Raw genomic sequence first — 12163 nt, 5'->3', positions numbered from 1 at the left:
GGCGACGTCCCGCTGCTGGACGAGGCCGCCGAGCTCCTCGGCGAGGACGAGACCGAGACCGGGGCGGCCCGGGAGCCGGCCGAGCACGAGCGCGAGGCCGGGGAGCGGTACGCGCTGGGCGTGCTGGAGTTCACCGGCCTGCTGGAGGACCGGATGATGGAGGCCGCCACGCTGGCCGCACGTCACGAGACGCCCGAGCCGGCCATGACCACCGCCCAGCGGGCCGGGGCCGACCGGCGCTGGGCCTACGGGCACGTCATCGTGGACGAGGCGCAGGAACTGTCGGCGATGGCCTGGCGGACCGTGATGCGCCGGATCCCGTCCCGGTCGCTGACCGTCGTGGGTGACATCGCCCAGACCGGGTCGGCCGCCGGGGCCCGGTCCTGGGGCGAGATGCTCGACCGCTACGTCAAGGGCCGCTGGCGGGAGGAACGCCTGCTGGTCAACTACCGGACCCCGGCGGAGATCATGAAAGTGGCCGCCGACGTGCTCGCGGCGGTCGCGCCCGGCCGGCGGCCCCCGGAGTCGGTCCGCGAGGGCGGGAGCCCGCCGCGCGCCGTGCTCCTCGACCCCGACGCCCCGGGCGCCTTGGCGGCCCTGGTCGAGGGCGAGCTCGCGCGGATCGGTGAGGGCCGCCTGGCCGTCGTCGTCCCCGACGCCCGTCGTCCCCGGATCGCCGCGCTCTTCCCCGGCCACGACGACATCCTGGACTCCCCCGTCGCGGTCCTGACCGTCACCGCCTCCAAGGGGCTGGAGTTCGACGCCGTGGTGGTCGTCGAACCCGGCGAGATCCTGGCCCAGACACCGATGGGCGGCCATGATCTGTATGTGGCGATCACCCGTGCGACGCGGCGGCTGACCGTGACACACCGGCGGGAGCTGCCGGGGATGTTGGCCGGGCTCGCCCGGCACTAGCCTTGGGGCGTCACGTCGTGTCGGGGAGGGGTCATCTGATGTCGCCGGTTCTGGAGAGTACGGCTCGCGCGCTGCTGCGGAGGATCGCGGTGGAGCAGGCGGGGTCGCGGCTGCCGTCCCTTGCGGCGGCCGTGGTGCGCGACGGGCGGATCGCCTGGTACGGCTCGCGCGGCCGGGTCGAGGGGGTCGCGCCCACCGAGGACACCCAATACCGGATCGGCTCCATCACCAAGAGCATGGTGGCCACCGTGGTCATGCGGCTGCGCGACGAGGACCGCGTGGACCTGCTCGACCCGATCGGCAAGCACGTCCCCGGCACGCCGGTCGGTGACGTGACCATCGCCCAGCTGCTGTCGCACACCGCCGGGCTGACCGCCGAGCCGCCCGGCCAGTGGTGGGAGCGGACGCCGGGCATGCCGCTGGAGGAGCTCATCGGGCTGCTCGGCCCGGAGACCGCCCGGCACCGGCCCGGCCGCCGCTTCCACTACTCCAACCTGGGCTTCGCCCTGCTGGGCGAGCTGGTCGCCCGGCACCGGGGCGTGACCTGGGCGCAGGCCGTGCAGGCGGAGATCCTGGAGCCGCTGGGCATGCGCCGGACCACGCCCCGGCCGCTCGCCCCGCACGCCACCGGCTACGCCGTGCACCCGTGGGCGGACGTGCTGCTGCCCGAGCCCGAGCACGACGCGGTCGCCATGGCCCCGGCCGGGCAGCTGTGGTCCACCCCCGCCGACCTCGCCCGGTGGGCGGCGTTCCTGGCCGGTGAAACCGCCGGCGTCCTCGACCCGGCCACGCTGGCCGAGATGCGCGAGCCGGCGATCGTCGACGACGGCGACGCCTGGACCGTCGGATTCGGCCTGGGCCTGCAGCTGGCCCGGGCGGGCGGGCGCCGCCTGGCCGGCCACTCCGGTTCCATGCCGGGCTTCCTGGCCACGGTGTGGGCCGACCCGGCCGACCGGGTGGGCGTGCTGTTCATGGCCAACACCACCTCCGGGGTGAGCCGCACCCTGCTGACCGAGCTGCTGGCCGTCCTCGACGAGCACGAGCCGCGCCTGCCGGCCGAGTGGGAGCCCGTCGCGGCGGACGCCGACCTGCTGGAGCTGACCGGCCCGTGGTACTGGGGGCCCAGCGCCTACACGCTGCGGCTGCTGCCGGAGCGCGGCATCTCCCTCGACCCGATCGGCGGCACCGGCCGGGCCTCCCGGTTCGCCGCCCAGGCCGACGGCACCTGGCTCGGGCTGGACGGCTACTACGCCGGTGAGACGCTGCGTCTGGTCCGCCGGGCCGACGGCTCACCCGGCCACCTCGACCTCAACACCTTCGTCTTCACCCGCACCCCCTACGACCCCACCGCCGAGGTCCCGGGCGGGGTGGACGGCGGCGGCTGGCGCGGCTGAGCCGGCCCGGGAGACCGCCGCCTCGCCACGGCGGTCTCCCGGACCGTACCCCGCTCCCCCGGCGACACCGACGACAGTGGGGATACTGGTCGGCCGGACGGCACGCCTGGCACGCCGAGGAGGGCGCCTTCACGGTGCTCGCCGGACGCTCGGCCGCCGACCTGCCGTTGAACGCCACCGTGCGCCTCGCCGCGCGGGCGCCGATCGGGTGAACGGTGGCCGGCCTGCCCGGCGCGCGCGTCCCGCTCACCGCCGGCCCGCGTCGACGCGGTAGAGCGTGGTGAACAGCGGCCAGGTCAGGGCGGCCATCTCGGCCGGAGACCGCGGGCATCCGCGCTGCAGCCAGTCGGCGGCCACGCCGATGAGCGCCCCGGCGGTGAACGCGGCCGGGACGTCGTGCGGGATGTCCAGCGGCGGACCGGTCCGCTCCGGGAGGTCGCCGCCGGCGGTGGCCCGGCGCAGGTGGTCGTGGACGGTCGCGGCGATACGGCGGCGGATGTGGTCGACGACACGCGCGCTGCCCTGCGGCCCCAGCAGGCCGCGGTAGAGCCCGGTGTGCTCGGCGAGGCTGGCGAAGAACGCCTCCAGCGACCGGGTCGCCTCCGGCTCCGGGTCCGCCGAGCCGGGGTCAGGGCCGGGCAAGGACTCGATCAAGTCGTCGATCATCGCGGTGCAGGCGACCTCGGCCAGCTCGTGGACGTCCCGATAGTGGTCGTAGAAGGTCGAGCGGCTCACGCCGGCGCGTTCGGCGACGTCGGCGACGCCGATCCGGGCCAGGTCCTGCTCCTCGACGAGCTGGATCAGCGCGTGCGCGAGGGCCGCGTGGGTGCGGCGCACGCGCCGGTCGCCCGATGGAGTGCTGCCGTCTTTTGTCGTGGCCACGCCTCTCACCCTACCGTCAACCTACACATGTACGATTACCTACACGTGTAGGTTAGCCTGGTGACGTGGGACGATCGGAAGGACCACGACATATGCGGATACGTTTGGGGCGACCCGCCGCCCTCCACCTGAGCGACGTCCCGTGACCCCGCCCGGGAGCGTCCTGATCGTCGGCGCGTCGGCCGCCGGTCTGAGCACGGCGGAGGCGCTGCGGCGGCACGGCTACCAGGGCAGGCTGACGTTTCTGGACGCCGAACCCCATCTCCCCTACGACCGGCCGCCGCTGTCGAAGCAGGTCCTGGCCGGCGCCTGGGAACCGTCCCGTGCCCGGCTCCGCAGCCAGACGCAGCTGGAGGCCCTGCACGCCGAGTCCGTGCCGGGTGAGGCCGCCGTCGAGCTGGACGCCGCCGCCCGCGAGGTGCGCACGGCCTCCGGCCGCGTGCTACGTGGCGACGCGCTGGTCGTCGCCACCGGCCTGACCCCCCGCCGGCTGCCCGGCCAGGAGGGGCTGGCGGGCGTGCACGTACTGCGTGCCCTGGACGACGCGCTCGCGCTCCGCCGCGACCTGGCCGCCGCCGAGCGGCTCGTGGTCGTGGGCGAGGGGGTGCTGGGCGCGGAGATCGCCGCCACCGCCTGCGGCATGGGCCTCGACGTCACCCTCGCCGGGATGGGCCCGGCCCCCCTGGCCGACCGGCTCGGCGGCGTGGTCGGCGCGATGCTCGCCCGGGTGCGCGCCGAGCGCGGGGTCCGGCTGCGGCTCGGCGTCACGGTCGAAGGGCTGACGGGCGCCGGCGGACGGGTCACGGGAGTACGGCTGGTCACCGGCGAGCTCCTGCCCGCCGACACGGTCGTGGTGGCCATCGGTTCCCGCCCGGCGACCGGCTGGTTGGAGGGCAGCGGGCTCACCGTGGGCGACGGGGTGGAGTGCGACTCGCGCTGCCGCGCCGCCGAGGGCGTCTACGCCGTCGGGGACGTCGCCTCCTGGGAGCACGAGGGGCTCGGCAGGCGGCTGCGCCTGGAGAACCGCACCAACGCCACCGAACAGGCCCAGGTGGTGGCGGCCAACATCCTCGGCGCCGACCGCCCCTACACGCCGGTCCCCTACTTCTGGACAGACCAGTACGACGTCAAGATCCAGGCCCACGGCCTGCCGTCGCCGGCGGCCGAGGTGACCATCGCCGAAGGCGACCCCGCGCAGCACCGCTTCGCCGCCCTCTACCGCGAGGGCGGCCGGGTCACCGGCGTGCTCGGCTGGAACATGGCCAAGCAGGCCCGCCTGCTGAGGCAGCGGGCCCTCGGCACCCGGCAGGACGCCCAGCCCCTCGCGCCGGCGTGACGGCGGCGGGGACGAACCGACCAGCCGCCTGTCCGCAGGCGGCCGACCATCCGTTCAAAGCCGACCATCCGTTCAAAGGAGATGCCGAATGAGTCTCGACGAGCAGGTCCTGAACTACCCGATCCCCAACGACACGGCGCTGGAGCCGCCCGCCGAATGGGCGCAGCTGCGCGGCAAGTGTCCGGTGGCCCGGGTGACACTGCCCAGCGGCGACCAGGCGACGCTGCTGACCCGCTACGAGGACGTCAAGCGGGTCCTCGCCGACCCGCGCTTCACCCGCCAGCTCACCGCGCCCGACGCGGCCCGGCTGTCGGCCGAGGGGGGTGGGGTGTTCAACAGCGAGATGTCGCAGATCATCCCCGACGGAGGCGAGGAGCACCAGCACTGGCGGCGCCTGGTCGGCAAGTGGTTCACCGCCAAGCGGATGGCCGCGCTGCGGCCCACGATGGCGGAGATCGCCGAGCGGCTCGTCGACGACATGGTCAAGCGCGGCCGGCCCGGCGACCTCAGGGCCGACCTGGGCTTCCCGCTGCCGGTCTACGTCATCTGCGACATGCTCGGCGTGCCGGCCGCGGACCGGGACCGGTTCTCCTACTGGTCCGACACCATGCTCAACCTCACCCGCTACAGCCAGGCCGAGATCGAGGCCGCCCAGGGCGAGTTCGTCCAGTACATGTCCGGTCACATCACCGCCAAGCGCGCCGAGCCGGGCGAGGACCTGCTCAGCGAGCTGATCGCGGCCGGCGGCCCCGAGGACGGCGGGCTGTCCGACATCCAGATCCTGGTCACCGGCATGGCTCTGCTGGTGGCCGGGCACGAGACCACCGCCAACATGATCGGCAAGATGGTCTCCATGCTGCTGGCCGACCGCAGCCGGTGGGAGCGGCTGCTGGCCGACCCGTCGCTGATCCGCACGGCGGTGGAGGAGACGCTGCGGCTCGACGCCAACTCCGGCTTCGGCCTGCCCCGCTACCTGCGCGAGCAGACCGAGGTCAGCGGCACGGTCCTGCCCCGCGGCACCACCGTGGTGTGCAGCATGGCCGCGGCCAACCGCGACGAGAGCGCTTTCGAGGCCGCCGCCGAGATGGACCTGAGCCGCAGCCCGAACCCGCACCTGGCCTTCGGCGCCGGGGCCCACTCCTGCCTGGGCCAGGCGCTGGCCCGCACCGAGCTGCAGGTCGTGCTCGAGGTGCTGCTGCGCAGACTCCCGTCCCTGGAGCTGGCCGTCCCCGTGGCGGAGCTGGAACGCGTGGAAGGGCTGGCCGTCGGCGGCCTGCGCAAGGTCCCGGTCCGCTGGTGACCCGGCACCGCCACACCCGACAGAGAGGAACCCGGTATGAAAGTCACCGTTGACGAGGCCAAGTGCTGCGGCGCGGGCCAGTGCGTGCTGATCGCGCCGGAGGTCTTCGACCAGCGGGAGGAGGACGGCATCGTCATCCTGCTCGATCCCGAGCCGGGCGCGGAGCAGCACGTCCTGGTCCGCGAGGCCGCCGCCGTCTGTCCCGCCGCCGCCATCGAGCTGAGCGCCTGACCCCGGCCGGGCCGGTCGGCCGCCGCCCACGGCGCGGTGGCGCCCGCCTCCGGGGTCGCTCGACCCCGGAGGCGGCGGTCCGGCGTTTGCGGCCCTCCACCGCCGATCTCCGCCCCCGGCCTCCCCGAAGGCCCGCCGGCGCCCGGCCGGTCACAGACCCCGGATGAGTGAACGCTCCCTCATGTCGCCGGCATCGGGATGGGCCGCCACGTTGCCGCCGGAGAGGACGGCCACCACGGGTCCGGCCGGCAGCGTGGCCCGGTGCGCGAAGTAGGCCGCGGTGGTCACCGCGCCGCTGGGCTCGGCGCGTTCCCCCAGCTCCTGCCAGAGCAGGTCGGCGGCGGCCCCGATGTCGTCCTCGCTCACGGTCACCATGTCGTCCACGTACCGGTGGATGTGCTCCCAGGCCAGGGCGCCCAGGACCGGGGCGCGCAGCCCGTCGGCCCGGGTGCGGTAGGTCTGCTGCACCGGCCACGCGGTGCGCCGGCCGGAGCGGAAACTGGCCACGCCGTCGGCGGCCAGCTCGGGCTCGACGCCGATCACCCTGATCGCCGGGTCGACGGCCTTGGCCGCGACCGCGACGCCGGCCAGCAGGCCGCCGTTGCAGACCGGCACCAGGATCGTGCCCGCGCGGGGCAGATCCCGGCAGATCTCGGTCCCGGCGCTGCCGTGCCCGGCGATGATGTCGAAATCGTCGGAGCGGACCACCGTGGCCGCGAGCCGGTCGGCCAGGGCCAGGCAGGTGACCTCCCGCAGGGCCGGCGGTGCGATCACCACCTCGGCGCCGAGCCTGCGGGCGGCCAGCACCTTCAGCTCCGGCGCGGTGTCGGGCAGGACCACGGTCGCCCGCAGGCCGTGCTCGCCGGCGGCGTAGGCGATGGCCTGGGCGTGGTTGCCGGAGGACTGGGCGATGACGTGCCCGACGTCCCGCTCGGCCAGCAGTCCCACGGCGTTCACCGCGCCCCGCACCTTGAACGAGCGGGTGGGCTGCCGGTTCTCCGGTTTGACCCAGAGCCGTTCGCCGGGCAGGCGCAGCAGCGGTGTGCGCAGCACGGAGGGCGCGATCCGGGCCGTGGCAGCGGCCACGTCGGCCGCCGTTACCAGGCTCATCTGCTCAGCACCCCGTCCTGGATGGCGTCCAGGTCGGCCTCGGCCTCGGGCGGCGGCGCGCTGTCGGGGACCAGGTCCTCCAGGTGGTGCAGCGGGCGGTAGCGCAGCCCGAGCAGCCCCCAGACCGCCAGGAACACGCCGCTGACCAGCAGCACCGCCGCCGCGCCCCGGCCGGGGCCCGAGGTGTACGACTGTGCCCAGTCGGCCAGCGGACCGGCGGTCAGGAAGCCCAGCGGCTGCATGGCCGTGGCCAGCATGACGTTGACGGCCAGGACCCGGCCCTGCAGCTCCGGCCCCACCTTCACCTGGATGATGGACAGCCAGTGCGCGTTGCCGATGCTCATGCAGGCCAGCCGGAGGAACAGGCCGGCCGCGACCAGCCACACCGCCGGCCACACGCCCATCAGCACCACGCCGATCCCGGACCCGACCACGAAGCCGATCATGCCGGTGGCCCGGCGCCGGGTCCCGCCCCACACCAGCACCACCGCGGTGCCCACGGCCGCGCCGAGGCCGCCGACCGCGGTCACCGTACCCAGGGCGGTCGGAGAGCCGATGGCCAGCACGACCGGGGTGACCAGTACCCACATCAGCGCGGTGCAGAAGTTGACCACCGCGAAGTAGACCGCCATCACCAGCAGCGGCCGGCGCCGGCGGAGGAACCGCCAGCCGCCGGTCAGCGCCGCCCGGAACGTCTCCTCCTGCCGGTGGAACAGCCGGTCGGGGAACCGGACCGCCAGCAGGGTCACCACCCCGATCCCGAACGAGACCACGTCGATGGCCACCACCGCGGACAGCCCGAACATGCCGATCAACGCGCCGCCGGCGAGCGGGGCCACCACGTTGCCGACCCCGAAACCCAGGTTGGCCACGGCGTTGGCCTGCGGCAGGTACGGCTTGGGCACCAGCTGCGCGATCGCGGCCAGATAGGCGGGCTGCTGGAAGGCGGTGGTCAGTGAGGTGAGGCCGACGATGAGGCACACGTTCCACAGCGCCAGCCGGTCGGTGACCAGCAGCAGGACCAGCGCGGCCATGGCCAGCCCGGAGACCGCGTCGCTGACCAGCATGATCCGGCGCCGGTCCACCCGGTCGGCCAGCGCACCGCCCAGCGGGGTGAGCAGCACGGCCGGGATCTGGGACAGCATCACGACCAGGGCCAGATCCAGAATCCGGCCGCTGCCCTGGTAGGCCCAGACCCCGAGGGCGAACGAACTCAGCGCCGTGCCCACCGCCGAGACGAACTGCCCGCCCGCGACGGCGTAGAAGGGGCGCAGGCCGGTCCGGTCGGGTGGGCGCACCGGGCCGGGCAGCCGCCCGGACGCCCAGCTCCGCAGGTGTTCGATCATCAGGGCGGCCAGCGGCTCGGCCTGGTGCCGCAGGAAGTAGTGGCCGGCGCGGGGCAGCACGGCCACCTCGGCCCTGGGTGCGAAGGCCGCCCACTCGGCGTACCGCTCCTGGTACAGCTCGGTGGCCCGGTCCCGCTCCCCCACCACGCACAGGATCGGGGCGCGCAGCGGCGTTCCCGCGTCGGCCAGCTCGCGGCCGAACCACTCCCGCGCCTGGCCGGCGTCGTGGCGCATCGCCCGCACCGCGACCTGCTTGGCGGCCTCGTCCATGTCCTCCAGCAGCCCGCCCGTGGCCCGCAGCGCGTCCCGGAACATCCGGTCGGAGACCAGGCGGTCACCGCGGAAGAGCCGCCGGCCGATGCCGGGCAGCTGGGCACTGGGGAAGCTCGCGGCCGCGATCACGCCCAGCACGGGGACCCCGTCCGCCTCCAGCCTGCGGGCCAGGGCGACCGCGGGGGCGGAACCCACGCAGTGACCGTAGATCGCGATCGGGCCGGACGCGGTCTTGGCCACCTCCGCGGCCAGCACCTCCACCAGCTCCTCCAGCGGCAGCGGCATCTCCTCCGGCCGGGCCGGGTCGTGGCCCGGCAACTCCACCGAAAGCACCTCCACCCGCTCGCCCAGGGCCCAGGCCAGCGGCTGGTAGACCGCCGCCGATCCGCCGCCGTACGGCACGCACACCAGAGTGAACTCGCTGGTACGGCCACCGCCCAGGCGGTGCAGCAGCCCGCCGCCGTCCTCGCGCTCCAGGAACGCGGCCAGCTCGGCGACCGTGGGCCGGGTGAACAGGTCGATCACCCGCAGGCCGCAGCCGATCTCCTTGACCGCGCGCACCGCGGCGAAGGAGTCCCCGCCCAGGGCGAAGAAGTCGTCGTGCGCCCCGACCTCGGCCACGCCGAGCACCTGGGCCCAGGCCCGGGCGACCAGCTCCTCGCCGGCGGTGGAGGGCGGCACGAACTCGGTGGTCTCCGGCTGCGGCGCGGGCAGGGCGGCCCGGTCGATCTTCCCGTTCGGGTTGAGCGGGAGCCGGTCGAGCACGACGAGCTGGGCCGGGACCATGTAGTCGGGCAGCCGCTCCCGCAGCGCGGACCGGACCGCCGAGGTGTCCACGGTGGACGGTGTCACCCAGGCGGCGAGCTGCCGGGCCTTCCCCTCGCCCACCGGAAGCACCACGGCCTCGGCGATCTGGGGCAGGGCCCGCAGCGCGGTGGTGACCTCGCCCAGCTCGACCCGGTAGCCGCGCACCTTGACCTGGTCGTCCACCCGGCCGCGGAACTCCACCCGCCCGTCGGCCGTGACCCGCAGCAGGTCGCCGCTGCGGTAGCAGCGCCCCTGCCCGGTCAGCGGGTCGGGCACGAACCGTTCCGCGGTCAGCTCGGGCAGGCCGATGTAGCCGCGGGTGACCCCCGGGCCGCCGACCACCAGCTCGCCCGGCACCCCGACCGGCACCGGCCGCATGTCCGCGTCCACCAGGTGCCCGTACACCCCGGGCAGGGGCCGGCCCAGCGGCACGATCCCGGCCCGGTGCTCGGCCGGGATCTCCTCGGTGTCGCAGACCAGGCAGATCATCGTGGACTCGGTGTGCCCGTAGTGGCTCTGGATCCGCAGTCCCGGCCGCGCGGCCCTGGCCCGCTCCACCAGATCCCAGGGGCAGGCCTCTCCCGCCAGGATCAGCAGCTTGTCCGGCAGCACCGCGGCCAGGTCACCGCCGGAGGCCAGCAGCTCCAGGTGGCTGGGCACGCACTTGACCACGTCGATGTGGTGCGCGCTCAGGTATCCGGCGAACGCGTCGGGGTCCATCGCGGTCTCCCGCGCCACCAGGTGCACCGTCCCGCCCGTGGTCAGGGCGCCGAACACGCAGGTGAGCCCGAAGTCGGCGGCGGGAGTGGACACCACCGCGTACGATCCGCCCGGCACGTTGATCCGCGGCAGCATGCCGCCCAGGTAGCCCACCACGCTGCGGTGCTCGGCGGCCACGGCCTTGGGCGTGCCGGTGGAGCCCGAGGTGAAGATCACGTGATGCAGGTGCTCCGGCCGCACGTCGACCTCCGGCCTGGTCGGCGGCAGGGACGGGAGGCGGTCGAGCGCCAGCACCCGGCGGCCGGGACCGATCAGGCCGGCGAACTCGGCCGTGGTGACCACCGCGCGCACCCCGGCGGCGTCGAGCATGGTGGCGATCCTCACGGCCGGATAGGCCGGATCCAGGGGCAGGTAGCCACCGCCCGACTTCTGGATCCCGAACAGGGCGCAGGCCAGGTCGGCCCCCGGCTCCAGAAGGACGCCGACCGGCTCGTCGGCGCCGACCCCCGCGTCCAGCAGCCAGTGGGCGATCCGGTTGGCGGCCGTCTCCAGCTCGGCGTAGGTCAGGCTGCGGTCCGCGCTCACCACGGCCGGCGCGTCGGGGCTGGTGTCCACCCAGCGCTCGATCAGCCGGTGCACCGGAGTGTCCGCCGTGGACAGCAGCGGGTCACCGGCCAGGAGCGGGCCGGTCACCGGCTCCAGCGGCACCGCGCCCACGGGCGCGTCCAGTTCGGCCAGCATCCCGTCGAGCAGGGTCAGGTACCAGCGGGTGAACCGGGCCGCGGTGGCCGCCTCGAACAGGTCGGTGCGGTAGCTGAGCCCGCCGCGCAGCGGCCGGCCGGGCCCGCTGTCGACCACATGCCAGTTCAGGTCGAACTTCGCCGTCTGTTCGGTCAGGCCGATCTCGGCCGCCTCGAGGCCGGGCAGCTGCGGCCGGCCCGCGTCGGGGACGTAGTTCAGCATCACCTGGAACAGCGGGGTCGCGGCCAGGTTCCGCTCCGGCCGCAGCAGGTCCACCACCCGGTCGAACGGCGCGCTCGCGTGTGCCAGGGCGCCCAGCGCCGCCTCCCGGACCCGGGCCAGCAGTTCGTGGCCGGTCGGTCCGCCGCCCACGTCGGTCCGCACCACCACGGTGTTGAGGAAACAGCCCACCACGCCCTCGGTGTCGGGGTGGTCCCGGCCCGCGACCGGCACGCCCACCGCGATGTCGGTGCCGGCCGACAGCCTCGCCAGCAGGGCCTGCAGAGCGGCCATCAGGACGATGAACGGCGTCGCCCGGTAGGCGGTGGCCACCGCCCTGACCCGCTCGCTCAGCTCCGCCGGCAGCTCCAGCTCCACCGAGGCGCCGCCCGGGTCGGCCACCGCGGGGCGCGGCCTGTCGATGGGCAGGTCCAGCACCGGCGGCAGGCCGCGCAGCTGCTCGGCCCACCAGTCCAGCTCGGCCAGGTCGGGGACCGGGGCCACCTCGGCGTACTGGGCCGGCGGCGGCTCCGGCGGCGGGCGCAGGCCGAGCCTGGCGGCGTACAGCGCCGACAGCTCCGACAGCAGCAGTCCACGGGTCCAGGCGTCGGTGGCGATGTGGTGGAAGGTGAGCGAGAGCACGTGCTCCCGGTCGCCGACCGTGAGCAGCACCGCCCGCATCGGCGGCTCCCGGTCCAGCGCGAACGGCGTGGCCAGGTGCGCGGCCAGCACGGCCTCGACCCCGGAGCCGTCGACGTCCGCGGTGGACACCGGCACCTCCGCGGCCGGCCGTACCGCGCTGTCACCGCCACGGGTCGCCGACCTCGCCCAGGTCCCCCACGCCGTAAGGTCGGCGGCGGTGGCCGCGCGGTCTCAGGCGTCGCGGAGC

8 protein-coding genes are annotated in these 12163 nt (G+C 74.9%); 5 read left to right on the top strand and 3 right to left on the bottom strand.

Annotation, left to right across the window (positions count from 1 at the left end):
• Positions 1 to 915 (top strand): ATP-binding domain-containing protein (locus tag ACWDS7_RS41090; protein WP_451933694.1); only part of this gene is annotated, 915 nt, incomplete at its 5' end.
• A 38-nt stretch (positions 916 to 953) separates the two neighbouring features.
• On the top strand, positions 954 to 2309 hold the full coding sequence (locus tag ACWDS7_RS41085; RefSeq protein WP_451933693.1) for a serine hydrolase domain-containing protein: 1356 nt from the start codon (positions 954 to 956) through the stop codon (positions 2307 to 2309).
• A gap of 246 nt (positions 2310 to 2555) precedes the next feature.
• Here ACWDS7_RS41085 and ACWDS7_RS41080 read toward each other — a convergent pair whose 3' ends face one another.
• A complete protein-coding gene (locus ACWDS7_RS41080) occupies positions 2556 to 3191 on the bottom strand; it encodes a TetR/AcrR family transcriptional regulator (RefSeq protein WP_451933692.1) in 636 nt (211 codons plus the stop codon).
• Between the two features lie 142 nt (positions 3192 to 3333).
• Here ACWDS7_RS41080 and ACWDS7_RS41075 point away from each other — a divergent pair, with 142 nt between their 5' ends.
• From ACWDS7_RS41075 to ACWDS7_RS41065, 3 genes are all read left to right on the top strand, one after another.
• Positions 3334 to 4527, top strand: a complete 1194-nt coding sequence (locus tag ACWDS7_RS41075) for an NAD(P)/FAD-dependent oxidoreductase (protein ID WP_451933691.1) — start codon at positions 3334 to 3336, stop codon at positions 4525 to 4527.
• Between the two features lie 88 nt (positions 4528 to 4615).
• Entirely contained in the window at positions 4616 to 5827 is a 1212-nt protein-coding gene (locus ACWDS7_RS41070) for a cytochrome P450 (RefSeq protein WP_451933690.1), read from the top strand.
• A gap of 36 nt (positions 5828 to 5863) precedes the next feature.
• Positions 5864 to 6058 carry a ferredoxin gene (locus ACWDS7_RS41065; protein ID WP_451933689.1) on the top strand — a complete coding sequence of 65 codons (195 nt, stop codon included), beginning with the start codon at positions 5864 to 5866 and terminating at the stop codon, positions 6056 to 6058.
• Between the two features lie 150 nt (positions 6059 to 6208).
• On the opposite strand, the gene ACWDS7_RS41060 is transcribed toward ACWDS7_RS41065, so the two are convergent.
• Complete coding sequence (locus tag ACWDS7_RS41060; protein ID WP_451933688.1) at positions 6209 to 7168, bottom strand: threonine ammonia-lyase; 960 nt, start codon at positions 7166 to 7168, stop codon at positions 6209 to 6211.
• On the bottom strand, positions 7165 to 12045 hold the full coding sequence (locus ACWDS7_RS41055) for a non-ribosomal peptide synthetase/MFS transporter (protein ID WP_451933687.1): 4881 nt from the start codon (positions 12043 to 12045) through the stop codon (positions 7165 to 7167). The genes ACWDS7_RS41060 and ACWDS7_RS41055 overlap by 4 nt, the downstream gene beginning before the upstream one ends.
• Positions 12046 to 12163: the final 118 nt, after the last annotated feature.

The organism is Streptosporangium sp. NPDC003464, assembly GCF_053588315.1.
The sequence above is the reverse complement of the archived record's forward strand: the minus strand, read 5'-3'. Positions and strand labels throughout refer to the sequence as shown.

Coding starts and splice junctions, on each gene's coding strand:
- ACWDS7_RS41070 (WP_451933690.1), top strand. CDS start 4,616: ATGAGTCTCGACGAGCAGGTCCTGAACTACCCGATCCCCAACGACACG.
- ACWDS7_RS41065 (WP_451933689.1), top strand. CDS start 5,864: ATGAAAGTCACCGTTGACGAGGCCAAGTGCTGCGGCGCGGGCCAGTGC.
- ACWDS7_RS41085 (WP_451933693.1), top strand. CDS start 954: ATGTCGCCGGTTCTGGAGAGTACGGCTCGCGCGCTGCTGCGGAGGATC.
- ACWDS7_RS41060 (WP_451933688.1), bottom strand. CDS start 7,168: ATGAGCCTGGTAACGGCGGCCGACGTGGCCGCTGCCACGGCCCGGATC.